This is a genomic window from Streptosporangium sp. NPDC006930 (assembly GCF_040635605.1).
Lineage (GTDB): Bacteria > Actinomycetota > Actinomycetes > Streptosporangiales > Streptosporangiaceae > Streptosporangium.
Genome location: NZ_JBEYID010000027.1, coordinates 1 through 25,372, shown reverse-complemented (window position 1 = coordinate 25,372; position 25,372 = coordinate 1). Strand labels below are relative to the sequence as shown.

Here is a 25,372-nt window from a genome sequence, read left to right as displayed (position 1 = left end):
GGCCTTAGAGAAACGAGTTAGGAAATTCCATCGATACTACTGAAACCCCGTTAGTGAGTTCCCGAACTTCTGTCCTCCTCGCGCCCACGGTCCTTGTCGCCGAGCCGAAGCCTGTCCGATGTGGTGAAATATGCCGAATGGAGCGCGCGAGGCAGTTGGTGGGCGAGATGCTGGTCTACTGTTTTGTGGCCGTTCTGCTGAGCGGGGGATTCCTGGCCTTCTTCTACGTGCCCAGCGGCCAGACGGTGATCTACAGCGGCCCCTACGAGCCCCTGTGGGGAACTCCCATGAGCGCCGCCTACAACTCGCTCCTGAACCTCGGCTTCGACGTGCGCGGTGGCCTGTTCATCCGGCAACTGCACCACACTTCCTCCATTCTTCTCGTCCTGGGAACAATCCTCTGGGTCCTGCTCGGCCGGTTCCGGCACGCCTTCGCGGCACTGGGCCTGGCCCTGCTCGCCGGGCTCTTCGGTTACGGAGCCGCTGACGATCTGCTGTACGGCACAATCCTCGGGAAACCGCCCATCCCCATCTGGTACGGCCTGCACCTGCTGGTCGCGGCGGCCGTGGGCGCCGTGCTGGTGATCTCCTCACGGAAGGAGGCCGCCCGGCAGCCCAGAACGCCGGGCTTCATAGCCCTGAGCATCTGCCTCACCGCTCTGGTGATCCTCTATCTCTAGAGGGGTGGGAACGCACGACGGCGGTGCCCGACGGTCCGGCGAACCTGGCCTCGTACCGACGAACCGAAGGACACGTCGCCTCAGGAAGTCGCCCGGGGCGTCCGCGAAAGGACTCGCGGTCGAGGGGATGCCGAGGGGATGGGGTTTCCGGTCCTTATCGATGTGTGGGCATCGAGCTCATGAAAGTACGGGCGAGGCGGTCGATCTCGTCGTCCTTGGAAGCCTCGTCCACGCGCTGGTCTCGGTCGATCCGGCCGCGTTCGGCTTTCAGCCGGCGCTCTTCCTCGCGCAGTTTGATCTCGTACTCGCCGGTCCTCTGCCGGGTGGTGAAGTTCAGTTCGGCCTCGTGGCAGGCCGAGCCCGCGCGCAGCTCCTGAGTGAGAAGGCGGTCGTACTCGGTCTTGCCGTTCAGCATCTTCGAGATGATCGGCATGCAGTCGAGCAGCACGAAGATGACGCGCAGCAACCAGTGGGCGAAGTTGACCATGCCGCTCTGCCCTGCGACCGTGCCCAATGCCTCCCATCGTTCAAGCAGGCCGATGTGGGTGTAGGCCCGTTTCTTCTCCTCGACGCGCTCGGTGATCTTCTTGCTGAGCGCCGTCGCGCGTTCCGTTTCCGCACTGGCGCGATCGGCCGCGAGAGAGCCGAGCTCCGCCTTGAGTCTCGCCACCTCCGCCCGCTGCCGGGGGATGTCATGGTTGGCGACGAAGGTGTCGAACTCGTTCTTTCTGACCTTGCACTCGGGTCCGTTGCCGAACACGCCCGTGGTCTGGCCCAGGACCTTGAGGCCATAGCATTCCCGGTCGCGGCGTCCCTTCAGCTTCTCCTCCTCCTGTGTGTCCGCTGCCAGCCGGTCTTCCGCGGCCTTGAGGACGCTCTGCCTCTGCGTCATGTTGCCTTCGACGGCGAGTGCCCGGTCGCCGCCGTCGAGGATGAAATCGGCGCAGTCGACACCTCCGGGAGCCGGTCCCTTGAGGGGGTTGCACTGCTTGTACCGGCTCTCCGTCAGGCTGATCACCTGGTCGCGTTCTGCCATGATCTGCCGGTCGAGCCGTTCCTGAAAGAGCTTGAGGGTCAGCGGCTCGGCGATGAAGACGCCGATGACGACAGCGAGGGCGAGCCGGACCAGCAGGTTGCCCCAGCGGGACCAGCCGTCGCTGTCACCGGCGAGGCTGGTGATCAGAAAACGGTCGATGTTGGCGATGTTCAGGCCCCACAGCGCCGCCACCGGCAACAGATACAGCGGAGACGCCGAAAAAATCAGGGTCAGCGCGCCCAGCAGGGAGGCGCCCGCGATGAGCGCGGTGCTGGCCACGATTCCGCCGAGGCTGGTGTAGCGGGAGCGTTCCTGAGGAACGCTCGCGAGGATTTTCTCGTCGACTCCGGTGAACCGCCGGAAGAACCTTCCAAGATCGGGCCTCTCCCGGCGCCGGGGGTGCCGTCTGTGCTGCTGGGCCGCCTTGGGGCCGTGGAGGATGTCAACCACGGACGTCCTCCTCCATGAAGAAGTCGTCGTCGTTGTCGCCTGCCGTCACCTCGGCCTGGGCCTCGTAAGCGGGCCTTTCGAGGTCTCTCACCTCCGCTTCCGGCTCGACGTCGTCGAAGGTGGCGAGCAGTTCCTTGCCGGTCGTCTCGTTGAACAGGCCCTGGGCGATCGCCGCCCGGACGACATCGGCCCGGGCACGGGCCTGAACGACCTGCAACTCGTGTTCCCGCTGGATTCCGCGCTGGGTGGCGCTGTACTCCCGGTCGCCCAGGGCGGCGTAACGTTCGGCGATCTGCTGTTCGCTGAGGCCGCGGACGGTGACGTACAGGCCGTCGGCGGCGCCGGGACCGCTGTTGAGGAGGTCCCTGATCTTCTTGGCCTCGGTGATCTGCTGATCCCGGTCGAGGGCCGCCTCCTGCCGGGTGAAGTCGTTCGCGCTGTGGCCCTTGGCGTGCAGGTAATCCTGCTCGTCGAGTTCGTAGTCACGATCGAGCTTGCGTTTGACGTCGCGGAGGCCGTGTTCGCCCTGGATGTTGTGCAGGCTGGTCTCGTAGTGTCGCCGCTTCTGGGCGATCTCGTCGGGGGCGTGCACGTTGAGGCCGGAGAACTCGGCCGTCATGCCGGGCAGCACACAGGGCACCACGGTCGTGTACGCCTTCACCTGGGCGTGCACGAGTGTCCACAACTCGTGGACCTCGTGCAACCCGTGGCCACGGCCGAGTTCGAAGAGCTTGTGGTAGGCCTGGATGTAGGTGAACAGGTGCTCGGTGACGTCGGTCAGACCGGCGCGCACCACCTCGATCGGTTCGTCGACCGTGCAGCGGAAGTGGATCATGACGATGAAGTCGTGGGCGCCGGAGGAGTTGATCGGCACCCGGATCATGGTGGGGTGATCCTTGGTCACGTCCACGACGCTGACGCTGGCGGCGTGCAGCACGTGCGGTTCGTCGCCGCGCAGCAGCCGGTCGCCCAGCACGAACGTGCCGTCGTACTCGAAGACGAGCCGCTGGTGCGGGAGCTGGCGGGGGAGGCTGGTGATCGGCCGCCGGGGTTTGCTCAGGAACCCTTGCCTGGCGACAGGATCAAGGGAGACCTGGCTGATCACGGGGTAAGTCATGGACGCTTTCCGATGGTGTCGAGGGACAGAACAGCCGGGCTCAGGAAGACCCGGAGCAGCGACAGGAGAATCTCCAGCCGGTTCTCGTCGGTGTCGCGGGAGATGGCATAACGCCGCAGGTCATGGGCGAGCAGTGGTCGTTCCTTCTCTGGGAGCGCCTCCACGAGTGCCGCGAACAGGGCGTGAACACGGTCGCGGTCATCGCCGTCGCGGTCATCGAAGGCGCAGACGGCGTCGTACAGGGCGGCCAGCGCGTCCTTGCGGTGAGGGCGCTTGACGAGAACCGCGGACCAGAGTCTGGCGAGAGGCACGGCCGAACCGGGGCAACTGCGCAGATGAGCGGTGACCGTGGGAGTCCCGACGCCGTCCGCGCGAGCCGACAGGACACTCAAGATCGCTCGAATCAGCGGATCGACGGCACGGCCGATCCGCCTGTCGTTGCCGATCTGACGCGCCAGCCAGTCGAGCATCGGCAGAGCGTTGCCGGTGGCCTCGGTCAACGCCGTGAACAGACGGGCGAGCGCGATCTCCGCGTGCCGGACGGGCTTCTCACTGCCCCTGATCTGTATCCAGAGCATCCGGACCGCCTCCAGCGGGAACCGGATGCCCAGCTCACCGGACCAGGCGAGGGTGGCGGTGAATTTGGGTCTGGCGGCGGACGCCCTCGTCCACGAGCTGACGGTACGCAGCACCTCCGGACGGGTCGTCTCGTCCAGGCACAACCATGAGATGGCCATCGCGGCGGTGGCCTGGCTGCGCATCACGCCTCTTCCACGGGCCCACGGGGTGAGAAAAGTGCTCTCGACGTACGAGTAGTCCGAGACGGAGGCGAGAACCGCCACCCCCCTGGCGATCTCCGCCTGCGCGCTCGGGTCGCGGAGAGCCGCGCACTCATGGAGCCATTCGGTGACCGGCTCCCACAACCGCATGCCGTGTCGCCGGTACAGCTCCCGCATCACGTGCGTTCGATGACTCGGGACCCTGAACTCCAGCCTGCGCCCCGGCGACAGGCTGAAAAGGGAGCCCTCCGCCACCCGAAGCAGGCGGCGGCTCGGCATCGGATCGTCCGCGGAAACGGTGACCGCACCCTCGGCACCGATACCGGCGATCGACTCCAGCCGGGCGAGCAACGACTCGAAGCCGGCTTCCGGAAGGCCGGCGGTGAAGGCCATGGCGGCCATCTCGAAAAGTTCCCCCCGAGTACGCGAGCCGTCGAACCAGGCGACCACATCGCGCCGCCCGGCGGACTCCAGCCTGTCGAGCGCGTCGTCCAGTGAAATCCCCGAGGCCAGATCGCGCGCGAGTGTCACCACGTCGGCCATGGCATGGTCGGCGGTGATCTGTGCGGCCGCCTCGTCGGCGACCTCGGGCGCCACCCGGTGAGCCAGCAGGACGTCGCGGGCCGGCGGCGGTCGCCAGGCGATCCGGTCTCTTTCCGGCAGCGAGGTCTCCGTCGTCGTGATCACCAGGTAGGCCCCGGCATCGCGCACCCGGCGCCTGATCTCCCGTACGTGGAAGTCGGCGATGCTTCCGTCGACGTCGTCCTTGGGCCAGTCGCACAGCAAATAGCCGTGGGCCTTCCGGTATTCGCGGGCGGCCAGCTTCTCCAGCGTGTAGGCCGGGCTGAGTTCCACCACCTCGCGCCGTTCCGCGACGAAGTCCTGAAGCAGGTTGAGCGCCGCCGTCCGGCGGCCGGTGCCGGCAGTGCCGATCAGGGCCACCACGTTGCATCTGCCCAGCTGTTCGGCGGCGGCCTCGTAGGTGGCGTGGCGCACGTGGCGGGTGCGGGCCTCCGCCATCTCGTCGGCGGACACGGGTCCCGAGGTGCGGCGGGATCTGGGGCGGGAACCCGAGATGCCGAAAGAGGCGTCTCCCACGTTGCCGTGGATGTGGTTGATGACGGTCTGGACCTGGGAGACCTGCGCGAAACCTTCGTCCGTCGCCTCGGCCTGATCGGTCAGATCCACCGGCGTGGCCGCCTCGCCGATCAGGACGCCATCGGGCGGCGAATCAGTTTCGGATACCAAAGTTGATCTCCTCCCCGGAGATGGGAGCGGTGATCATGTTTACGGTCATCTGCTCGGCGTTGAACTGCTGCGCGAACTGCTTCGCGGTAGGGTCGGCCCGCACCAGCTTCTCCAGGGACTCCAGCAGGTCGTCACGCGACTCCGGGGCGGCCGGCTGGCCCTGCTCGGACCGGAATTTCTTGATCTTCGCGAGCAGTCTGCGTGCTCCACCCAGGCCGGTCTCGGTGCCGTAGGCGCCGAGACGCTCGATGGCACCCCCGGCGATGAGAGCCCACAGGGTGTCGGCGACCTCGGGCAGGTTGTCCATGTCGAGAGTTCCTCTCTGAGCCAGGTCTTCGGAAGGAATCCACATCCAGGCGATCTCGGTGCGTTCCTTGGTCGGTACTTCCAACCGGGTGAACGCCTCCGGTCGGTAGGAGGTGTGGAGCTGTCGGACGACGTCCTCGTAGAGCCGATCGGTGAGGATCAGCACCAGGTCGGCGCGCGGGTTCACCTTCAGGGCGGTACGGGCGGCCTCCGCGTCGAGCAGTCGGACGGTGGTCACCACGACCTGGCCGACGAAACCCATCGCACCGCGTTTCACGACGCCGTGGCCGATCGCGACGCGGATCCGCAGGCGGGCGTCGTCTCGGCGTTCACGGTTGTGGTCGTGGAGCGCCTTGCGCACGCGGTGGACCAGGTCGTCGACGACCCGAAGCTCGCCCTCCCTTTCCGGGATGACGATGACCTCGCCGTCGCCGGCCTCCTGGCGGGCCCAGGTCTCGCGGCGCAGGCCGGCCTCTCGTGCGCCACGGTCCATGATCTGGGCCAGGCCCGACTGGATCGAGTCGTGCCGTAGGTCGTCGCCGCGGCCGTATCCCTCCGCGTCGACCGCCATGACCAGGCGGCGGCTGAAATCAGAATCGAACATCACGTCACCTTGTGGTTGCGAGAAAGATCCACCAGAGCGGTGGGGAGATCGCCGGGGATGAGTCTGGCGAAGGTCGCATCGCCTCAAGACGTACCAGTACGTTTTACCGATAATTGGACAGACCGATTGGGTCGATGACGATCTTCCGGCGATGACCGGGGGCGATCAGTTCAAGCTCCTTGAAACGTCGGATGGCCTTGAAGACGGCGTCCTTCCCGGCCCCGACGAGATTGGCGATCTCCTCATGGGTGAGATCGACTCCCAGTTCCCGTTTGCCGTCCGTCCGGTCGACCCCATGCCGGCCGGAGAGTTCCACGAGCACGTTCGCGACCCGTACGGGCACGCTGAACTGGGCGAAGTCGGTTCTTCTGCGGTTGGCCCAGTCGAGCCGGTCGGCGATCATCCTGGCGAATGCGTTCCACGCCGCCGGATGACGGTCGAGGAAGTCGGTGAACACCTCCGCGCGGATGACGTGCACCCACATCGGACTGCACGCGGTGACCGCAGCCGATCTGGGCTCCCTGCGCAGAGCCGCCAGCTCGCCGACCACATCGCCGCTGACCCGGATGCCCAATATGGCCGATGCGCCCGATTCCAGGTAGGCCGTCACCTTCACGCACGCGGTGATCCGCTGGCCCGGGACGGACCTCAGGAGATAGACCTCGGACCTCTCTGGGTCTCCGTGATAGATGAGTGATTCGCCGGCCTGCCGCGGGGACGGCGGCGCGAGACTCAGAAGTTCCTTCCGCTCCTCCGGGCTGATTCTGTCCATGAGGGTGCCGACGGGCCACCTGGCGGGGATTTGATCATTTATCACGGATTAAGCGCCTTGAGTCATCGATGTGAAGCTGCTGGAAGCTACACCCTGGAATATATGGTGGCCAGGTTGGATGGCTATCGGTGTGGATATTGGAGATATTGTCCGGCTTGCCGCGAAGGATGGGCCGGAATTTTCAGGGGTGGAACAGCACTCCGGTGATCGGCCTGACCTGGCGGAACGTCGGCAGCGGTTCGCGGCCTATGTGCCTTTAGGGCTGTTGTTGGGGCTTTTGCGATATGCGCGGTTATCCCGCACTGGATCGATCTCGTTGATCAGCAGGCCCTTCCTTTTCTCTGGCCGGCAGGCGGCGGAACGTCAGGCGTCTCCTCCGGCATGGCGCTGTCGTTCAGGACGCTTCGTTTTCGCGTACGGGGAGCCATGGGCACGTCAGGGTCCTCGTGAAGGCTCGGCTGGTGGTCGCGATGGAAGGCCGCGCGAGACGCACCCGTAGGGCGAGTCCGTCGCGGGGATTCCTTGTCGGGCTGGGCGTGCGTCACAAGTAAAGCGCATCGTGAACTCAGTGCACAATAGATTTTCTTGTGTCGATCCAGAAGTGGTCCGCGGCCGGGCTGGATCGGATGGGCGGCCCTGCGTGACAGCGTCTCCCGGTCACCGCGCACCTCTGACGATCGCCTTGGAAGCGAGACGATCATGGGTGAAGCACAACCGGTAGGCGTCGGCCGAGGCCGTTCTCGTGCCGTAGTACACGCACTCCTCACCCCTGGGCGTGGGCGGGGCGCCGTCCGGCGGGCCGTCCCTGGTGAACGCGGGTAGCCGAGACCACACCTCGTCGCGCGTGTCGCCCACCTCCAGCCGCTCGTACCGGTCCCGATCCAGGACCGAGAGGGAGGAGCTGACGAAGCTGATGGGGATCATGAGCAGGAAGATCCCGGCCAGCACCGCGAGAGGCACCACGATGGTCTGCAACAGCCGACGCCGCACCTGCTGCCGAGCACGGGCCAGCTCTCCGGCGGAGACGGTGGGCCGGATCGCGGTGCGCGGGGTCGTACTACCGGTGACCGGCGGTTCGGCGACGACCTCGAAGCCGCCTTCGGGGGTCGAATCGGTGCGCGTGGCCGGTAGTTCGGCGACGACCTCGAAGCCGCCCTGGGGGGTCGGACCGGTGCGCAGCGTGCCGCCCGCGAGACGTACCCGCTCGTCGAGTCCCACCAGTCCGGAGCCGCCCGAGGCCACGCCCGGCAGCGGGGCCACCGTGGCCGGGTCGTTGACCACGCTGAGGCCGAGCGTCGCCCCGTCCCTGACGAGCCGGACGTGTACGGTGGCACCCGGTGTGTGTTTGGCGGCGTTCGTCAGGGCCTCCTGGACCACGCGGTGGACGGCGAGACCGACCATGGGCGGCAGGTCGCCCGTGTCGCCCAGGCGTTCCAGCGTGACCGTGACCCCGGAGTTCCGCACGCGTTCGACCAGAACCTCGACGCTCTCCGCGGGCGGGACCCTGGGCGGTTGCTCGTCGTCCGCGCGCAGCACGCCGATGATCTCCCTGAGGCGTTCGGTCGCGGCCCCTGCGGCCTCCCGCAACTCGCCGACGGCTGCCTGCTGCCGGGCGTCCAGCCGGGGATCGAGCTCCAGGGCACCGGCCCGCACCGCGATCAGCGTCAGGTCGTGGCCGAGGGAGTCGTGCATGTCGCCCGCGATGCGGGCCCGTTCCCGGATACGGGCACGGTCGGCGACGGCCCGCTGCTCGCGCTCCAGCCGATCGGCGAGCCGCCAGCCCGTACCGACGAGCTCGGCGTACTGGCGGCGGTAGCGGCCGAGCAACCACGGCACCCCCACCGTGAGCAGCAGGGTGAGCAGTTGCATGGGCCAGGCCCACAGGTCCCGCAGGACGAGCGCACACAGTGGCAGCCCGGCGGTGGCGACGGCACCGAAGAACCACAGCGCCGGACGGGCACTCGCCATCCGCTGCCCGGCCAGGTAGCCGAAGAGCACCAGCGCCGTCCAGTACAGGGGACTCGACATCCGCGCGTCCAGGGCGAGGCTCAACGCCACCGGTACGGCCAGCGCCGCCAGCGGCCATCTCCGGCTCAGTGTCACCGCGGCCCCCAGCAGCGGGACGCCCACGGCGGCCGTCATCACGTCCCGTCCCTGCAGGGAGACGGCCGCCGTGACCGGCGGCACGCACACCGTCAGCCACAGTCCGAGGTCGAAGAGAAGGGAAAGCCGACCGGGCACGCCGCGCATGGGCTCAGGACCGCCGATGCCCGCGCGCCGGCGCCTCTGAGGTTTCCTGCTCGGGAACGAGACCCGCCTCGTACGCGAGGATCGCGGCCTGCACCCGGTTCCTGAGGTCGAGACGGGCGAGGATCTGGCTGACGTACCCCTTGACCGTGCCTTCGACGACGTGCAGGCGCCGGGCGATCTCGGCGTTGGACAGACCGGCCCCGACCAGGGCGAGGACCTCGCGCTCGCGGGCGCTCAGCTCCCGTACGTGGGCGTGGGCGATCGCCTGCCTGTCGAACCGCCGCGTACCGAGGTGGGTGATGACCCGCCGTGCGACGGTGGGGGAGAGATAGGCGCCGCCCTCGGCGACGGCCTGGACGCCGGCGATCAGCTCGCGCGGGTCGCCCGACTTGAGGAGGAAGCCGGCCGCGCCGGAGCCGAGCGCGCTCGCGATGTACTCGTCCTCGGAGAAGGTCGTGAGCATCACGACGGCGGCCTCGGGGAGGACCCGGCGCAGTTCGGCCGCGGCCTGGAGCCCGTCGAGCCGAGGCATCCGGATGTCGAGCAGGCAGACGTCCGGACGGTGTCCCAGCGCGAGGTCGACGGCCTGGTGCCCGTCGGCCGCCTCGGCGACGACTTCGATGCCGTCGGCCGTGCTGAGGATCGCCCGGATGCCGGCCCGGATCATCGCCTCGTCGTCCGCGAGCAGCACTCGGATCATCGGCCCCCGCCTTCGTTCTTCCGTACACCGCCAGGCCACTTTCCGCATACCGCCAGGCCACGCAGGCACGCTACCCGACGGGGGGAGGGGCGGAGACGCCCGCGCGGCGGGCGAGAACGGTGTGGACGAGACGGGAGGCGACGACGGCGACGGCGGCGAGCGCGCCGGTGCCGGCCCAGACGTACAGCGCGAGCCAGACGTAGGTGATCTGATCCAGCGTGCCCACCCGATTCATCACGAAGCCCATCAGATCGGCGAGGCCGACGAAGAGCGCGATCGGCACCGCGTAGGGGACCAGCCGTACGACCAGGCGCCACGCGGGGCGGCCCGCACGGCGGCGGGCCCAGGTGCGGGCGCGGTGAACCCCCACGAGGCCGAGCCCGAGGTTGAGCAGCGCCAGGCCGCCCAGCCAGGGGTCCGCGGTCATGCTGAAGGGTACGGTGCCCGCGTCTGGGCGGCCCTCGACGATGTCGACCAGGCCGTCGGTGAGGATGACCGCGTCGTCACCGGAGATCATCCCGGTGTTGGTGACGACGGCGATGCCGTATCCGCTCGCGGGCAGGAGGGTCTGCGCGGAGTTGTGGGTGAGCAGCCAGCCGGTGTGCCGGAGCCGGGGCGCTCCCCCCGCGGTCCTCCCGGTGTCCCATCCCATGCCGTAGCCGCTGCCGCCCACGCCGGACGCGGTCTGGGCGATCTTGATGGTCTCCCTGGGGAAGACCTGGCCTGCGCCGTTCTGCGTGATCAGCCACTTGGCCATGTCGTCGGCGGTACTCACGACGCCGTAGGCGCCGTTGACGAACCACTTCGGATGAGAACGCCTGACGACCTGGCCGTAGGCGCGGACGTAACCCTCGCCCGCGCCGGGGAGGTCCACGGTGGTGTTCACCGTCCTGGTGGACGTCATGCCGAGCGGGTCGAAGACGACGGTGGTCATGTGGTCGCCGAACGGCACCCCGGCCACCACCTCGACGAGCCGCGCCGCGAGAGAGTAGTTGGGGTTGTGGTAGATCTTCCTGGTACCCGGGTCGGCGGCGAGCGGGGCGGTCCGCAGCATCGCGACGGCGTCTTCGAGAGTGTCCGGCGCGGTGAGCGTCAGCTCGGGGAAGGTACGGTCGCTCATCCCCGAGGTCTGCTGGAGCAGCTCCCGCACGGTGATCCTCCCGGCGCGTGGATCGGCCATGGCGAACTCGGGCAGATGCTTGCGGACGGGGTCGTCCAGGCCGATCCTGCCCTCGTCGGCGAGGTGCAGCACCGCCAGGGCCGTGAACGACTTGGAGAGCGAGGCGAGCGGCATCGGCGTGTCCTTCGTGATCGCCTCGCCGCCGGCCGTGTGGCCGTAACCCGCGGCGTACACGACCCGGTCGTCCTTGGTGACCGCGATCATGGCGCCGGGCAGCCGGGTCCGCTCGATGTAGTCGCGCATGTGCCGGTCGATCGCGGTCGCGCTCAGCCCGCCGCTCTCCGGCGCCCGCGCGAAGGCACTCGTCACCGTCACCCCCATCGCGAGCACCACACCGATGATCGCCGCGACTTTTCCTATCGTCACCGAGAGCCCTTGAGAGGTCTTCGTCCACATGGGACGAACGCTAGGAGCCGGGCGGAGGGCCACACAGCGTACGATCGACCGGACCTCACCTGACTTTCGTTATAAATAGGGCAGGACGATCGAGACAGTGTCGCCGCGGCGCGTCATCGCCTGAGCCGTCCGGCGTTCTACTGGAGGGGCTGCGTCAGGTTGACCTTGTTTCCGTCAGGGTCGTGGATATGGGCCACACGTTCTCCCCACGGCATGTCGTTGGACGGGCCGAGCACTCGTCCGCCGACCGACTCGACCCGGTCCAGCAGGCCGTTGACGTCGTCGACCTTCACACTCAGCAGGATCCGCTGCGGGGCGGACAGGTCGGTCGCCGCCTCGCTGACCAGTCCGAGTTCCGAGTCACCCAACTTCAGGTTCACGAAGAACGCGGGTCCGTCGTCGGGGAAGCGGCTCACCTCCGTCGCCCCGAACAGGCGCTCGTAGAAGGCTCGCAGTCGACCCAGGTCGGATGTGACGATGATGGGCTGGACAGTCGCCATGGTTGTTCCTCCGGTTCGCGGTGAGTAGCCGTCCATGGAGATACGCCGTGGCGTCACGAAACTCATCGGTGTGCGGGAAACAATCGCGATGGCGGGAAAGACACCGCCGGAGCGCCAAAAAGCGGTATCAGCCGGTCGGTGTCCAGGTATGTGGTGATGCCGCTGATCAGACCCTCGGACACGTCCAGAAGAACCAGCCCGAAGGGCACGTGAACGCCATCGGGACCGGGTCTGGTCTGCCAGAACGCCGGCGAGCCGTTCGCCGCGGCCGGGACGAGGCGCGCGCCCGCGCAGGACGCGTTCGGGTCCAGCAGCGCCCGCTCGATCAGGTCACGGCCGCGAAGCCACCAGGTGAAGGGAGGCATCGACATCGTCGCGTCCTCGTGCAGCAGGGCGACGAGCGCGGTGATGTCGTGACGCTCGAACGCGCTGCAGTAGCGGGCGAGCAGCTCGCGCTGGCCCGGGTCGGACGGCCGGAACGGCTCACCGGGCATGGCGTCGACCGTCCTGAGCGTCGACCTCGCCCGTTGCAGCGCGCTGGTCACCGACGCGACGGTGGTCTCCAGGAGATCCGCGACCTCCCCGGCCTTCCACCGCAACACGTCGCGCAGGATCAGCACCGCCCTCTGCCGAGGTGGCAGGTGCTGCAGCGCGGCGACGAACGCCAGCCGGATCGTCTCCCGCCGCACGGCCAGCTCTTCAGGATCGCCGTCCATCGGCAGCACGAGACCATCCGGAACCGGCTGGACCCAGACCCGCTCCGACACCGGCTCGCCGATGCTCGGTCCGCCGTCCGCGGCCCGGCTGAGATCCGTGGCCAAGGCCCGGCGTTGCGTGCTGCGCAGCATGTCGAGGCAGATGTTGGTGGCGATGCTGTAAAGCCAGGTACGCAGTGACGCCCGTCGCTCGTCGTAGCGGTCGAACGCTCGCCAGGCACGCAGCAGCGTTTCCTGCACCGCGTCCTCGGCTTCGAAACCGGAGCCGAGCAGCCGGTAGCAGTAACCGGTCAGTTCGCCCCGGAACGGCTCCAGCCGGGAGCCTTCACCGGTCAGCGTCTCAGCCATTCCCCGACCATATGCGCCGCCACCGACACATCACGGGGGGAGACCGATGACTTTGTTGTTCGGTCGGGTAGGCCGGAAGCTTGGGATACTCCAGCGGGTGAGACGCCGTCGGCCGAACGGTCCGGCATGTCATCGCCCGAGCCGGGTAGCGCGCGTTCCCGACGACGTTCGTACGCCCGCTCACCGCCGCTCACCGCCGCTCACCGTCAGAGGAGCCGGATGATCCACCCTCATGTCGACTTATGATCTTTTCGTCTGATATTTGCACCATTGCCGGAAGAGCCGCCATGAACCACCCCCTCAGTCGACGGTCCGCCCTGCTCGGCGCCGCGACGGTGGCCGGTCTCGCCCTGTGGGACAGACCGGTCGAGGCGGCTGCCGGCACCGCCGCGTTCGACGACGCGCGTGAGCGGTGGGTGAGCCTGATGGCCGGTGGGGCGGACGACTCCGCTCACACCGACAGCACCTATATCGACAGGGCGCGGGCGCTCGAAGGCTCGGCCAACGCGGTGCTGCGCAAGCTGAAACCCGCTCCCGGTCGCCCCAGCCTGTGGCCCGACCTGCCGCTCTCGGACCCCCGGACCGGCAATTTCAACCGCTCCTACAACCGCATGCGCACCCTCGCGCTCGCCTGGGCCACACCCGGCACCGCGATGCACCACGACGGCCAGGTCGCCCAGACCGCCGTCCAAGCATTGGACTTCCTGTACGAGCACGCGTACCACGAAGGGCTCGACCGGCGGGGCAGCAACTGGTACTGGTGGGAGATCGGCGTCCCCCGCGCGCTCACCGACACCTGCGCCCTGCTGTACGACGGCCTGCCCGCAGGTCGCCTCGATCGCTGGCTACGCCCCCTGCACCGCTGGTGCCCCGACCCTGAGCGCCGCGTCAGCCACCCCGGCGTCGTCGAGACCGGCGCCAACCGCGCGGGCAAGGCGATGGCGGTGGCGATGCGCGGAGTGCTCACCCACGACGCCCGCCTCGTCAGACGGGCGGGAAAGGCGGTCTCCGATCTGCTGCGGCCGACCAGGGGGCCGGGCGACGGCTTCTACCGCGACGGATCGTTCATCCAGCACGACGTGTACCCCTACACAGGCAGCTACGGCGTGGACTACCTGGAGAGCGTGGCCAAGCTGATCGCCATGCTCTCCAGATCGCCGTGGGAGATCACCGGAATCGACAACATTTACGACCTCGTGAACCGCACGTTCGTGCCGTTCGTCTTCGACGGGCTGATGATGGACTGCGTACGCGGCCGGCAGATCTCGGTGCAGGGCCACCGCGACCACCACTCGGGACACAAGGCGGTCGAGGCCGTCCTCACCCTGCTGGAAACGGCACCCGAACGCCACGCCCGCCGCTGGCGACCGCTCGTCAAAGGCTGGCTCACCCGCAACCAGGCCATCCCCTACGGCACGTACGCACCCCCGGCGAGCATCGCCAGAGCCACGGCCCTGCTCACCGACCCCGCGGTGCCGGTCGGTGAGCGCACGACGGGAACGTACGTCTTCGCCGACATGGACCGGGTCGTACACCGCCGCCCCACCTGGGCGTACGCGATCTCGATGAGCTCGCAGCGCATCGGCGCAGCCGAGGCCATCAACCGGGAGAACCTGCACGGCTGGTACACCGGCGACGGCATGACCTACCTCTACACCGGCGACCTCACCCACTGGAACGACGACCTGTGGCCCACGATCGACCCGTACCGGCTACCGGGAACGACGGTCGACACCCGCAGACGCGCCGACCTCCCGCACGACCACCGCCGTCTGCCCCCCACCCCGTGGGCGGGCGGCGTGGCCCTCGACGGCGAGTACGGCGTGGCCGCGATGAAACTGATCGCCGGAGGCTCCTCGCTACGAGCCAAGAAAGCGTGGTTCATGCTCGACGACGCGGTGATCGCCCTCGGCACCGGCATCACCGCCTCCGACGGCCGTCGCATCGAGACCATCGTGGAGAACCGCAACACCCACGACCGGCACCCAACACTGACCCGGGGCGACGGCTGGATCCACCTGCCCGGCGTGGCCGGTTACGCGCTCCTCGACGGCGCCGACGCGAAGGTGATCCGCAAGAAACGCACCGGCCGCTGGCGCGACATCGACAAGGGCGCCACCACCGGAGGCGACACCACCCCTGTCACCAGGCACTACACGACGATCGTCATCGACCACGGCGTCAACCCCCGCAAGGCGCGCTACGCCTACGCCGTGCTGCCCGACGCCTCCATCACGCAGATGGAGGCATATGCGGGGCGGGTCGAGATCCTCGCCAACTCTGGAGCGGTGCAGGCCATCTCGCGTGATGGCGTGATCGCGGCCGTCTTCTGGCGCGCGGGGACCGTCGAGACTCAGGACGGGCCGCTCAGCGTGGACGGCCCCTGCACGCTGTTGGTGCGGCGGGTGGGGGAGCGGGTACGGCTCGCGGTGTCCGACCCGTCCAGGACCGTTGACGAGGTGAAGGTGACGTTGCCCTGGCGGGTGAAATCGGTGAGGGAGAGCGACCGTAGTGTGCGGAAGGCCAGGGGTGCACTGAAGGTGGAGGTGGGGGGGAGTCGCGGGCATGCGCATACTGCGGAGGTGCGCGTCTGACTTTGAGGTGCTCGGAGTCGATGGGGGACGAGACCGATGAGCGGATCGCGTACGGCATCACGACAAAGAGCACCTTGATCCAGCTTGTGGTTCTTGCCCCCAGAGCGGCCGGCACCCTGTCTGGGCATCATGTCGGGAAAAAGCAGAGCGCCCCAGCCTTCCTCAAGGCGAGCACAGATCTGGTGACGAGCCTACGAGGTCATACCTTCTTGACGACGATCGTGTCCGGGACGAGCTTCTCCAGGTCATCTACGTCCGAAGTAAAGACGGTGACCTGCCCCTTCTGCTGCCGTGCGATAACGGCGAGGACCGCGTCGATCGCGTACTTGTGGCCGTGCAGCTTGGCGTCGGCCAGAAGTCGGCGGGCCTGACGGGCCTCGTCCTTCCCGATATTGGGGATGTTGAGCCGGGAGAGCACCCAATCCCAGCGTTGCTCGGTGATTCTGCCGTCGTAGGCCTCAACCACCGTCATCGGAGACGTCACCACTTCCGCCTGCCCCCGGGCCGCGAGGTCGAGCCAGGCGATCATCTTCTTGTCGCCACGCACGGCCAGGGACAATGCCTGACAGTCGAGCACGAAGATCCGTAGCGGCGGCTGCCCGCGGTCACCGCTTCGCTGGCTCACGCAGCTTCTCCTGCGTTGCGCTTTCCGCTCGCACGGCGACGCTTGTGCTCAGCGTCGAGGTCTTCCAGCTCCTCGAGTGCCGCCGCGCGCTCGTCATCGGTGACCGACCCGTATTCTTCCTCCAGCCAGTTCACCAGCTCCAGCAATCGATCCCGATCACGCTTGAAGCGCAAAGCCTCGGCGACGTACGCCGATAGGCCTCGCTCGGCCGCATCCGCGCGGATCTCGTCAAGGAGCTCCTCGGGGATCGTCACCGTTACCTTCTTCGTTGCCATACTTAAGACCATACTTCAGGTGTCGACCTTCTTACCAGCTAATCCATTCCGGCGGGTGCCGGGCAGTGGGTCGGGCAGGGTGTCGATCGCCAGGCTGGTCCGCATCAAGCAGGGAATGCGCACGAGGCTGATCTATCGGACGATCACCTACCATCGCCGCAAAGGGGAGGCGAAGGGGTTCGGGCCGGGGGATTTCACCGCTCTGCTGAGCGCGGCGCACCAGCGGTCGGGCGGGCCGATCATGGTCGTCTGGGACAGGTTGCCCGCGCATGTCTACGCCGCGACGCGGACATTCATCGACGCGCACACCGACTGGCTGCTGGTCTACCGGTTTTCCGCTTACGCACCTGAGCTCAACCCGGCCGAGGGGGTCTGGGCCTGCCTGCGCGACAAGCTGCTCAACCTCGCCGTCGACGGTATCGACCAGCTCACCCTGGTCATCCGCAGCAAACTGAAACAGATGCAGTACCAGCCGACGCTACTGGACGGCTTCGTCACCGAGACCGGGCTGTCCCTCCAACCGCCATAACGCCCAGCCTTCATCCTCAGTAGACGTGAGCACCTCGCCAACAATCGCCGTCCTTATCCGATATCTGTCTCGGAACGCCTCTCAATCCGCCCATTCAAGCGAACCGCGCGTCTCACGCATCTCTCCCCGGATCGTCCCTTGATCGTGCCAATAAACCTGTGTAAATGGAGAGGGTGGTCAACATCGGTAGACGACTCCAAGGGCTCGGTGGCGCTTTATCTGCAGAGGCATGGGACACGCTGATCAGAGTCGGCGCAGCTCGGTCCTACGCCGTCGGGGAAGTCCTGATGCGGCAAGGAGAAGCGGGCACGTATGTCCTGTGCCTCACTTCAGGCAGGGTCAAGGTGACACGCAGTGAGTCTGATGGATCAGAACTGCTTCTCGCTGTGCGCGGGCCAGGCGAAGTGGTGGGCGCGATCGCAGTCATCGATGGAGGCCCGCGGTCGGCGACAGTGATAGCTCTTCAACGCTGCGTCGCATACGCACTTCCCGCCGCGCGCTTCCGTTCAATCGTGGACAGCTATCGACTCACCGATCGACTCATCCGTCACGTCGTCGAACGTCTCAGGGAAGGCGAAGATCTCCGCAGCGAGCTGGCGCAGCTCTCCGCCAAGCGTCGCGTAGTAGCTGCGCTTCTCCGCTTCTCCGCTTGCGATGGGTCGGCAACGCAGGTGGTTGAGATCAGCCAAGACGAGTTGGCAGGCGCCGTTGGCCTGTCACGAGCTGCCGTGGCCGCTGAACTGTCAGAGTTGCGTCAAGCCGGACTGGTCGCCACTGGCCGTCGTCGCCTAGAAGTTCTGGACGCGATCGCGCTTCGACGAATCCTCGTGGACCGCTAACGGAAACATCCAGCCTGTGTCTGATTCTGGATAGTTAGCTCGCTCAACCTCCGTGATCGTGGACGAGAACACAAGGAGAGCGAGGGAGCATGGAGCAAAACAGCTCGACGCGGTTGTTGCCGCCCTACAGAGCGCTTCTGGCCGTGGATATCGTCAAATTCAGTCGCGCTCAGGGAATCTACCTCGGAGATATGCGCCAGCTGATTCCCCAAGTCCTAGAACGTGCCATGAGCCTGTCTGGCCTCCAAGAGATATGGGGTTCACGCCGCTTCCCTGATAGCGCGGGAGACGACTACGTATTTGGTACCGATCCGAAATGGTTGCCGCTCCTGATCTCTCCACTTATGGGAAGTCTTCAAATCGTACTCGAAGAAGTGGATCACGAGCTGGCCGCACGCGATCGGGACCTACGCCTGCGTTTGCGAGCCGCGCTCCACGTCGGCCCCGTCCTCGATTCTGGCGATCCATGGCGCGACCGCATCGGCGAACCGACCGTCACAACCTTCCGCCTGCTCAGTTCGACCGTGATTAACAACGCACTGAAGCACTCCCATCCCAGTGTGACCCAGACTGCGGTCATCATTTCGCAGCGAGTGTTCGAAGATGTCATCCGGCCGGGGTACACGACGCTACATCCGAGCGAGTTCACGCCGGTGACGGCTGAGGTTCCCGGGAAGGATTTCGTCGAGCCCGCATGGCTATATGTCCCGCGTCCCTCACGAAGCGCGAGCAGCGAAAACGACACTTCCGCGACAGTGGCCTCCGACAAGGATGAAGTAGATCGGCGGAGCATGGGGGACACTCCGATAGCGGTTTTCCATGGACCTGTCGGTCAGAGCAACAACGCACACGAAATGCACGTAAGTCAAACGCTGCCATCTGATTTTTTCGGCCGAGAGTCCGAAGGGGATCGCGGTGAGTGAGAACCCAGCCGCCTCTGCATTCTATGCTCCCGTAGCACAGGCAAACATCGCGGAACGCATCTATCTGAACAGTTCAACGATTCAATCCCACGCGCTTGACGAGAAAGAGATCAAGCGGCAGCGAGCACTGTTCGTGAGGACGGCTGTTATGGACGGCCTCGCCGACCGTCTCAAGATGCACGGCGCAATCGCATTGGTGGGCGCGAAAGGCAGCGGCCGGCGGATCACAGCGATCAATCTGCTGGCTGAAATTGGGCTCCAGCCGCGTGAGGTCCCCCTCGATGAAGATGACGCGGGTGAACTTCTCGGACCACCGAACATGGGATACATCGTCTACGCCGACGATCTGGCAAGTAGGCCTAAGCCTTTGCGCGCCTGTATAGGATCGGCGCGTGAGCGCGGTCTACCGATCGTCATACGCGTCACTCCGGATGTCTGGCGTCGTATCTATATTGATGGGGTGCCAGAGATTGCCGTGGTTCCCGCGCGAGCTCTTGACATCTTCAATCGGCACCTGGCGCTATCTCTCGGAGATATGGCGGCTCGCGAATGGACCGTCATCCCAGGCATCATCGAGTGTTTGAGATCTGCTGGTCCCCGTGACGCCGTACGGCTTACTGACCTCGTCGAGGAGGCTATGGCGAAAGCTCACGGTCTCACGGAACGGCCAGTTAACGAGGTGCTCCAGGCCTACAGCAACTGGGAAGAAGAGCTTGAGCGCGTATTCTCCGTGGGGACGCACGATGACGAGCATAAGGAAGGCAGGAGTCGAGCTCTGCGTCTTTCCGCGGCAATACTGGAAGGGAGCGGGCCGACGTCGGTGTTCGTAGCAGCCAGGGAGCTTTCCGATGTCCTCGACCTCTCTCCAGAAACGGGACACGGATTGGTCGGCCCGAGCACCAGAAAGCGCCTGGAGGATATCTCCGCCCACTACGATGACGGTCGTGTCGTGTTCTCGCGCACGGCATTCGCGTCCTCGACTCTCGACTTCGTCTGGACTCATTGGCCGCAGCTGCACGACGATCTCCGACAGTGGTTCCGCCGACTCGCTCAGAAGCTGCCGAACGACGGATCACTGATCGCGGACAGGGTGGCCGATCTCGCCATCCGACAGCGACATTTCGGCTTGTTGAACTCACTGGCAACCGGTTACCTGGACGACCCAGGAACGTTTGATCTCGGAGTCGCGCTCCTGACTCGCGCAGCCACGAGCGACGAGCTTGGCCGAGCTGCTCGTCGCATGCTGTACGACTGGTCCCGTAACACCCCGACCCGACATTCCGCCGTAGTAGCGGCCTGCTCCAGCCAGCTCGCCGAAGCGTTCCCCCGTGTGGCACTCACCCGGCTCAAGCACGTGGCCATCAACAATGATGTCAACATCCAAAAGCAGTTAGTGGCTGCCCTGATACACCTGGCCAGCAAGCCGCAACTACGTCGCGACGTCCTCGACGAACTCGTGCGCTGGCTGAATCCAAGCGCGCCAGAACAGCGTCGCACTGCGGCCGCTGAGGCTCTGCTGAATATCCTGCAGCTCCGCGACCTGGACGACGGCCATCTTTTGATGCTCGTGGACACCGATCCCAGATGGAGGCAAGTGCTGTCGGATGCGTGGAGATCACTGCTGAAGAGTCCTGTATCGGAAGAGGCAGTACTGGCAGGCATGTGCCAGTGGTTGGAGGCGGCAGCTCAAGCAGAGGCATCCCTCTCTACGGTCGTCGCTGTGCTGGGCTCGGTTCCTCGCAGCGCTATCAATGAGAGCGTGCTCTTCCGTGCCATCTACGGATGGATTCGCGAGACGTCGGGGGAGGCAGTGGTCTCGCGAGAAACGATCTTCCATCAGGTCATCGACGGTATCGTGGCTGTGAGCAGATCCGCGACCAGAGAATCCATGTCCCTCGCGCTTCTGATGAAGAACGAGGAACAGGAAGAGCAAGCCGATGAATAACGGATTCTGGCGGCAGTTTTCCGGATGGACAGGAAGGTACTCGAACGAGTACATCTATAGAACTCGGCTTCCTAGCGAACTCCAGCACGCCAACTTTGATGCGACCATCGAGGTCTTAGGCTTGCTTGACCGCGATCAAGCGACGCAAGAGGCACAGGTGCACAGAAGGCTGGAGGAGCGAGCGTCCGCTATCAGCGCCACGTTTTCAGTACTCGATTTGGACGGGGCCGCCGCTGCCATCACCATCGAACTGAACCGTGAACAGGTCGCCTCAATGCCGGATCTTAATGTACGGCTCGACGGTGTCCGGATTCGACTTTCCGCTGGCTTGGGAGCGGTCGAAGCAGCACGGTCGCGCGAGGCAGCTATCCAGGAGACGGCGCTTGCTGAGATGCGAGCCCGGGAGCAGGCCCGACGGCTCGGCTTCATGCGCGAACACATTTTGGCGAGCTCCTCGATGGCCCGGCTTTGGTGGTTGAACGACGACCCTGGTCGCCTGGTCGAACTGGCCAAGATTTCAAACGGCGACGAAAAGGACCCTTTCGAAATCGCAGTTAGGCTACTCAGCGGCACACCGGAAGAAGCGCCAGAGCGAAATGAGGCGGCATCTATCCTCGAGACCTTCGTCCGTGAGCTCACACCAGAAGCGAGGAAGTACCTCATCTCCCAACTCGCTCAAATGCTCGGCAATTACGAGCGTCCAGACCTGGCCGAACAAATGCTGGCTACTAGGCAATTCAACGGGGCGTTATGACTAACAATATTCCCCCGCAAGCGGCTGCTGTCCTCGAATATACGAGAGAAGAGCTGGGGCGTGCTGACTCCAAAGCTGGAATTCTTTTAGCAGTGAACGGAATCGGTGTCGGCGCCATACTGAATAAAGCCTCATCTAGTGGTGCTCTTCCTTATCACCTAAATCCCTTTATCGCGATCTCCTGGTGGTTGGCGGTCATGGCTGTTACTGTTAGCTCAGGCTTTCTGGTCGCAGCGATCAAGCCGCGAATCAACCGTGACTACGCATCAAGCGCCGGACGAATCGCTTATTTTGGCGACGTTCGACGGCTATCGAGTCCCGGTGATCTCGTCAAAATACTGCGCCAGAGCCAGAACGACTGGCTTGAGGCACTCGCTGATCAGATCTGGCACGTCAGTCACTTGTGTCAAATCAAATACCAATACATCAACAGAGGCCTGTGGTTAATGGCGTCCGGCTGGGCCATTTTCGTATGTGTTACTTTCGTGGACCTTGCGACGCAACATTAGCGCCGATCTTTCGATATCTTCGTATGGTCGGACGAGGTGTTCGCCTTCAGGTATCAAGATTGTCGTGGCACCAGGCGTGGAGGCATCACACGCGACGGCTTGGCATAGCGTGCATGTGCGCGTTCCACTTCACGTTCCCATACCAGGTGAAGTGCTCGATCTGTTTGAGGAACCTGGAATCCAAGCCCTTTCAGCACGCGGCGAAACGCCGGATCCACACTGCCGTCAGGCAATGTGATGAGCGCCGACAGCATCGGGAGAACGTCAGCGGCCCACAAGTCCATGGTAACGAGTACCGTAACCCACTCAGTTCGGTTTATGAAAATAGACCCAGCCACTTGATCTGTGACATGCTCCCAACCGATAGTTGACTGGTCCTGTGCGACACCAATTAAGAGACGGCGTACATCGTTCACCAAAGCCAGTTTCTTTGCCGGCGTAAATGGCTCCCTCTCAAGCCTTCCAGGTTTTTGTTTTACTGATTTTGGCGTGGGGGATTCATCTACGAAAAGCGCCGTTCGGCTTTTTTTGGGTGCGGGCGGGCTGGCCTCTCTTAACGCTGCCAACCTAGTAGTCAACCATCGGGCGCTGTCTGCGATCTGTTTCCGTTCGTGAGGGAAAGACGACTTTGGAGACTTGGCGAGGATGCGTGTCGCCTCGTACAGCAAGGGCTGTGCGCCATCACTTTTCTCAGATAACTGCGCCTCCTGGAGCTGGTCGATGATGGTACGCAACCGCTGCTTAACATTTGCATGAGACGCCATCTGGGAATTGGTGTTGGTGAAAGGGGGGACGGCTGTCGCGGGCCTGATGGTGCGTTCATTCAAGGCAGGGTAGGTTTCCAGCCATTTTTCATAACTTGCGATCTGCTTTCGCTCACTCTTAAACTTCTGGGTCGGGGCAGCAGTCATCAAATTTTTCGCCCTGACGATCAGATCGGTCATCAGAACGGTGTTCTTCCGCTTCTTCGCGCTCCTCATCTGGCTTAGCAGGTTGTACATCTGATCACGGATTTCCCACTGCTGCTCATGATGGCTTGCCTGGCGAAACTGGATGGTTCGCGGCCTTTTAGTCGAAGACTCAGTGCTCGCGATCATTCCTTGGTCAGTAGGCGTTTTGCGTGTTGTCGTTTGAGGGACTTTCGCCTGCGAGGCCCTATGAGCCGACAGCCACCGCTTGAACTCCATGAGCTCTTCACGTGTGCGTCGGAATCTCGGCAGCACCAGCAATGTCGCTCTGTTGCCTACCGATAAGAGGTTGTCTATCTTGGCGAGTAATTGGGCCACAACCTCAGTGTCCCGAGTTTTCTGTGCTCTGCGAAGCTGGCTGGTCAGCGAGATTAGGTTGGCGCGGACCCATTCCTCATCCTGTGGAAGCATCCGATCATTGACGATGCGAGCCGTTGAGGTCGCGTCGGCAGATGGCTGGACGGCGGCAGCCTTTGTCTGTGTCTCCTCCTCGGCAAGTGGGATGAGGCCTTGCGCGTAGATGGTCCAGATAATTTTAGATTTTTCCTCCTGCCATACCGCGTTGGCCACGGCTGGACCGACCAATTCGTAAGGGGTTCCAGGCAGAAGGGGCAAAGCGTCAGGAAGCATGACACGGGCCGCCATGATCCTTCCAGTGGATTCAGAGATGGCGTCCACTGCCACCGCGTGCGAGCCTGGCAGAATTCCAGGGCCACCGACCGGCTTCATGACACCCATCTTGGGAAGGATCGTCAATGCCTCGGTGAGCAGAGGGAAACCCTCAGGTCCAGTGGTTTGCTCGCGAGATTCGATGAGACGGAGTCGCTGGGCATCCCGGAGGACGGGGGTGACGATTCCTCGTTCGGAGATATTGCACTCGCTTAGATCGTTCCAGATGAGATCGCCGTCGCGAGTTTCGGTTCCCACTTTGACGATGCGAACCCCATTCTCCGTCTCGCATCGGACCCAAAGGGCGTATCCATCCCGATTGATGAGGTATCGCGCAGTGAGACCCGCTTTCGGTCCGACTATCCAGTCGACTCTACGAGCGCCCCGGCGGAGTTTCCGGTCCGCCTCGTCCCATCTGTCCTGGGAAATATTGGTGAGCTGCACCTGGATCAGAGAGCTGTTTCCTGGAACTCTTACAACCAGATCCGTGCACTGCCCGTCAGTCATACGTCCTTGGAACCGCTGTGGTCGAGTTGATCCGAACGCGTTACTAAGTCCTCGGTGGATGTAGAGGTGGTCAGCGCTGTCGGCTCCGATATGCCTACGCTTGCACTCGGGGGCTCTGCCGTCCAGGTCGGGGAAGTGTGCGAAGTGGCACACCCTGTCCTTGTAGACCTTGCTCATGAGCCGCCAGCCACATCCGCCGAGCAACTCGCCGCACCAGAATGTCTGTCCCTCATACTTCATGAGATAGGGCTTGGCGTTCCAATGATCTTCCGGAAGGGAAAAAGGGTGATCGGATTGAGGGTCAGCGAGGACCGCTGTCTGGACTTTTCGGTTGTCTGGCGCCATGGGGCCTCTTGGAGATCGTTGGGGATGGCGGTAGCGTATTAGATCCTAAAATTTGCAGATCTTGCGGCAGATCGCCGAATCCTAACGCCGCAACGGCCTGCCGTACAGGGAAGCAGGACCTTCAGGAGGCCAGCGGGACGGAGTGAGTACTCCCGTGGCGAAACTGTGTACGATCGCGGCCACTGTGATGTGATAGGGCATGCAGAGTTCTCGGAGCTCGGCCTCGAACGTGAAGATCTTTAGGAAGGTTCCACCGTATTGCCTTCGCTTCTCTGTGGAGTCGCTTCAAGATCCATCTTGCGTATATCCCACGGGCTCTGACATGCAGCTGCCTACAGTGGCACACGGCTGCGCGGGCGGGTGGAGGTCAAACAAACACGCCCAGCTCAAGGGCGTGATCGCTGGTCAGAAGAGTGCCCCCGGCATGATTCGAACATGCGACACCCGCCTTACTGAGGATGAAGGCTGGGCGTTATGGCAGTTGGAGGGACAGCCCGGTCTCGGTGACGAAGCCGTCCAGTAGTGTCGGCTGGTATTGCAGCCGTTTCAGTTTGCTGCGGATGACGAGGGTGAGCTGGTCGATGCCGTCGACGGCGAGGTTGAGCAGCTTGTCGCGCAGGCAGGCGCGCACCTCCTCGGCCAGGTTGAGTTCGGGTGCGTGAGCGGGAAACCGGTAGACCAGCAGCCAGCTGGTGTGCGCGTCGATGAACGCTCCGGAACCTGTCAAACCTGCTGAGACATCAGGCTACTTGTGGCGTTTGTGCTGAGGTCTCGATCTGGAGGGGCGTGGATGGTTTGTTGATCCATA

General features: G+C 64.6%; 22 protein-coding genes and 1 pseudogene. 9 read left to right on the top strand and 14 right to left on the bottom strand.

The features are described from left to right. The first annotated feature begins 137 nt into the window (after positions 1–137). Positions 138–680, top strand: a complete 543-nt coding sequence (locus tag ABZ664_RS33815; protein WP_362519326.1) for a hypothetical protein — start codon at positions 138–140, stop codon at positions 678–680. A 154-nt stretch (positions 681–834) separates the two neighbouring features. Here the strand turns inward: ABZ664_RS33815 and ABZ664_RS33810 are convergent, their stop codons facing one another. From ABZ664_RS33810 to ABZ664_RS33765, 10 genes are all read right to left on the bottom strand, one after another. Further along, positions 835–2,166, bottom strand: coding sequence for a DUF4407 domain-containing protein (locus tag ABZ664_RS33810; protein WP_362519320.1), 1,332 nt, complete (start codon positions 2,164–2,166; stop codon positions 835–837). Then, the gene (locus ABZ664_RS33805; protein ID WP_362519317.1) at positions 2,159–3,283 is read right to left on the bottom strand and encodes a hypothetical protein; all 1,125 of its coding nucleotides are present in this window, start codon (positions 3,281–3,283) and stop codon (positions 2,159–2,161) included. The genes ABZ664_RS33810 and ABZ664_RS33805 overlap by 8 nt, the downstream gene beginning before the upstream one ends. Further along, on the bottom strand, positions 3,280–5,250 hold the full coding sequence (locus ABZ664_RS33800) for a hypothetical protein (RefSeq protein ID WP_362519314.1): 1,971 nt from the start codon (positions 5,248–5,250) through the stop codon (positions 3,280–3,282). Before ABZ664_RS33800 ends, ABZ664_RS33805 begins: the two co-directional genes overlap by 4 nt. Positions 5,251–5,293: 43 nt before the next feature. Continuing rightward, positions 5,294–6,220: a hypothetical protein gene (locus ABZ664_RS33795; RefSeq protein ID WP_362519311.1), complete on the bottom strand. Its 927-nt coding sequence runs from the start codon at positions 6,218–6,220 to the stop codon at positions 5,294–5,296. 103 nt (positions 6,221–6,323) lie between these two features. After that, entirely contained in the window at positions 6,324–6,992 is a 669-nt protein-coding gene (locus tag ABZ664_RS33790; RefSeq protein WP_362519308.1) for a Crp/Fnr family transcriptional regulator, read from the bottom strand. A 657-nt stretch (positions 6,993–7,649) separates the two neighbouring features. Further along, on the bottom strand, positions 7,650–9,233 hold the full coding sequence (locus ABZ664_RS33785) for a histidine kinase (protein WP_362519305.1): 1,584 nt from the start codon (positions 9,231–9,233) through the stop codon (positions 7,650–7,652). A 13-nt stretch (positions 9,234–9,246) separates the two neighbouring features. Beyond that, positions 9,247–9,942: a response regulator transcription factor gene (locus ABZ664_RS33780; protein ID WP_362519302.1), complete on the bottom strand. Its 696-nt coding sequence runs from the start codon at positions 9,940–9,942 to the stop codon at positions 9,247–9,249. A 70-nt stretch (positions 9,943–10,012) separates the two neighbouring features. Beyond that, positions 10,013–11,518, bottom strand: coding sequence for a serine hydrolase domain-containing protein (locus ABZ664_RS33775; protein WP_362519299.1), 1,506 nt, complete (start codon positions 11,516–11,518; stop codon positions 10,013–10,015). A gap of 137 nt (positions 11,519–11,655) precedes the next feature. Next, positions 11,656–12,018 (bottom strand): VOC family protein, encoded by a 363-nt coding sequence (locus tag ABZ664_RS33770; RefSeq protein ID WP_362519297.1) that lies wholly within the window; start codon positions 12,016–12,018, stop codon positions 11,656–11,658. A 62-nt stretch (positions 12,019–12,080) separates the two neighbouring features. Beyond that, a complete protein-coding gene (locus tag ABZ664_RS33765; protein WP_362519294.1) occupies positions 12,081–13,082 on the bottom strand; it encodes a sigma-70 family RNA polymerase sigma factor in 1,002 nt (333 codons plus the stop codon). A 287-nt stretch (positions 13,083–13,369) separates the two neighbouring features. Between ABZ664_RS33765 and ABZ664_RS33760 the strand changes: the two genes are divergently transcribed. Then, positions 13,370–15,676, top strand: a complete 2,307-nt coding sequence (locus ABZ664_RS33760) for a polysaccharide lyase 8 family protein (RefSeq protein WP_362519291.1) — start codon at positions 13,370–13,372, stop codon at positions 15,674–15,676. A gap of 199 nt (positions 15,677–15,875) precedes the next feature. On the opposite strand, the gene ABZ664_RS33755 is transcribed toward ABZ664_RS33760, so the two are convergent. Next, positions 15,876–16,301 (bottom strand): PIN domain-containing protein, encoded by a 426-nt coding sequence (locus ABZ664_RS33755; protein ID WP_362519288.1) that lies wholly within the window; start codon positions 16,299–16,301, stop codon positions 15,876–15,878. Next, positions 16,298–16,576: a CopG family transcriptional regulator gene (locus ABZ664_RS33750; RefSeq protein ID WP_362519285.1), complete on the bottom strand. Its 279-nt coding sequence runs from the start codon at positions 16,574–16,576 to the stop codon at positions 16,298–16,300. The genes ABZ664_RS33755 and ABZ664_RS33750 overlap by 4 nt, the downstream gene beginning before the upstream one ends. A 55-nt stretch (positions 16,577–16,631) precedes the next feature. On the opposite strand from ABZ664_RS33750, the gene ABZ664_RS33745 reads away from it, so the two are divergent. From ABZ664_RS33745 to ABZ664_RS33715, 7 genes and pseudogenes are all read left to right on the top strand, one after another. Then, positions 16,632–17,105, top strand: coding sequence for a transposase (locus ABZ664_RS33745; RefSeq protein ID WP_362519282.1), 474 nt, complete (start codon positions 16,632–16,634; stop codon positions 17,103–17,105). Positions 17,106–17,269: 164 nt separating this feature from the next. Further along, positions 17,270–17,617: pseudogene (locus tag ABZ664_RS33740) on the top strand (cyclic nucleotide-binding domain-containing protein); the annotation flags it as partial. After that, complete coding sequence (locus ABZ664_RS33735; RefSeq protein WP_362519646.1) at positions 17,618–17,944, top strand: helix-turn-helix domain-containing protein; 327 nt, start codon at positions 17,618–17,620, stop codon at positions 17,942–17,944. A gap of 89 nt (positions 17,945–18,033) precedes the next feature. Continuing rightward, positions 18,034–18,867: a hypothetical protein gene (locus tag ABZ664_RS33730; RefSeq protein WP_362519277.1), complete on the top strand. Its 834-nt coding sequence runs from the start codon at positions 18,034–18,036 to the stop codon at positions 18,865–18,867. Beyond that, positions 18,860–20,812 carry a hypothetical protein gene (locus ABZ664_RS33725; RefSeq protein WP_362519274.1) on the top strand — a complete coding sequence of 651 codons (1,953 nt, stop codon included), beginning with the start codon at positions 18,860–18,862 and terminating at the stop codon, positions 20,810–20,812. Before ABZ664_RS33730 ends, ABZ664_RS33725 begins: the two co-directional genes overlap by 8 nt. After that, positions 20,805–21,566: a hypothetical protein gene (locus tag ABZ664_RS33720; protein ID WP_362519271.1), complete on the top strand. Its 762-nt coding sequence runs from the start codon at positions 20,805–20,807 to the stop codon at positions 21,564–21,566. Before ABZ664_RS33725 ends, ABZ664_RS33720 begins: the two co-directional genes overlap by 8 nt. Then, entirely contained in the window at positions 21,563–22,075 is a 513-nt protein-coding gene (locus ABZ664_RS33715) for a Pycsar system effector family protein (RefSeq protein WP_362519267.1), read from the top strand. The genes ABZ664_RS33720 and ABZ664_RS33715 overlap by 4 nt, the downstream gene beginning before the upstream one ends. A gap of 53 nt (positions 22,076–22,128) precedes the next feature. Here the strand turns inward: ABZ664_RS33715 and ABZ664_RS33710 are convergent, their stop codons facing one another. After that, positions 22,129–23,781 (bottom strand): hypothetical protein, encoded by a 1,653-nt coding sequence (locus tag ABZ664_RS33710; protein WP_362519261.1) that lies wholly within the window; start codon positions 23,779–23,781, stop codon positions 22,129–22,131. 1,255 nt (positions 23,782–25,036) lie between these two features. Beyond that, positions 25,037–25,291, bottom strand: a complete 255-nt coding sequence (locus ABZ664_RS33705) for a hypothetical protein (RefSeq protein ID WP_362519256.1) — start codon at positions 25,289–25,291, stop codon at positions 25,037–25,039. Between the last annotated feature and the right edge of the window lie 81 nt (positions 25,292–25,372).

Bases quoted from the DNA above. Each gene is read 5' to 3' on its own strand.
- ABZ664_RS33815 (WP_362519326.1), top strand. From the start codon at position 138: ATGGAGCGCGCGAGGCAGTTGGTGGGCGAGATGCTGGTCTACTGTTTT.
- ABZ664_RS33805 (WP_362519317.1), bottom strand. From the start codon at position 3,283: ATGACTTACCCCGTGATCAGCCAGGTCTCCCTTGATCCTGTCGCCAGG.
- ABZ664_RS33795 (WP_362519311.1), bottom strand. From the start codon at position 6,220: ATGTTCGATTCTGATTTCAGCCGCCGCCTGGTCATGGCGGTCGACGCG.
- ABZ664_RS33790 (WP_362519308.1), bottom strand. From the start codon at position 6,992: ATGGACAGAATCAGCCCGGAGGAGCGGAAGGAACTTCTGAGTCTCGCG.
- ABZ664_RS33780 (WP_362519302.1), bottom strand. From the start codon at position 9,942: ATGATCCGAGTGCTGCTCGCGGACGACGAGGCGATGATCCGGGCCGGC.
- ABZ664_RS33775 (WP_362519299.1), bottom strand. From the start codon at position 11,518: ATGTGGACGAAGACCTCTCAAGGGCTCTCGGTGACGATAGGAAAAGTC.
- ABZ664_RS33770 (WP_362519297.1), bottom strand. From the start codon at position 12,018: ATGGCGACTGTCCAGCCCATCATCGTCACATCCGACCTGGGTCGACTG.
- ABZ664_RS33765 (WP_362519294.1), bottom strand. From the start codon at position 13,082: ATGGCTGAGACGCTGACCGGTGAAGGCTCCCGGCTGGAGCCGTTCCGG.
- ABZ664_RS33760 (WP_362519291.1), top strand. From the start codon at position 13,370: ATGAACCACCCCCTCAGTCGACGGTCCGCCCTGCTCGGCGCCGCGACG.
- ABZ664_RS33750 (WP_362519285.1), bottom strand. From the start codon at position 16,576: ATGGCAACGAAGAAGGTAACGGTGACGATCCCCGAGGAGCTCCTTGAC.
- ABZ664_RS33730 (WP_362519277.1), top strand. From the start codon at position 18,034: ATGGAGCAAAACAGCTCGACGCGGTTGTTGCCGCCCTACAGAGCGCTT.
- ABZ664_RS33720 (WP_362519271.1), top strand. From the start codon at position 20,805: ATGAATAACGGATTCTGGCGGCAGTTTTCCGGATGGACAGGAAGGTAC.
- ABZ664_RS33715 (WP_362519267.1), top strand. From the start codon at position 21,563: ATGACTAACAATATTCCCCCGCAAGCGGCTGCTGTCCTCGAATATACG.
- ABZ664_RS33710 (WP_362519261.1), bottom strand. From the start codon at position 23,781: ATGGGTGTCATGAAGCCGGTCGGTGGCCCTGGAATTCTGCCAGGCTCG.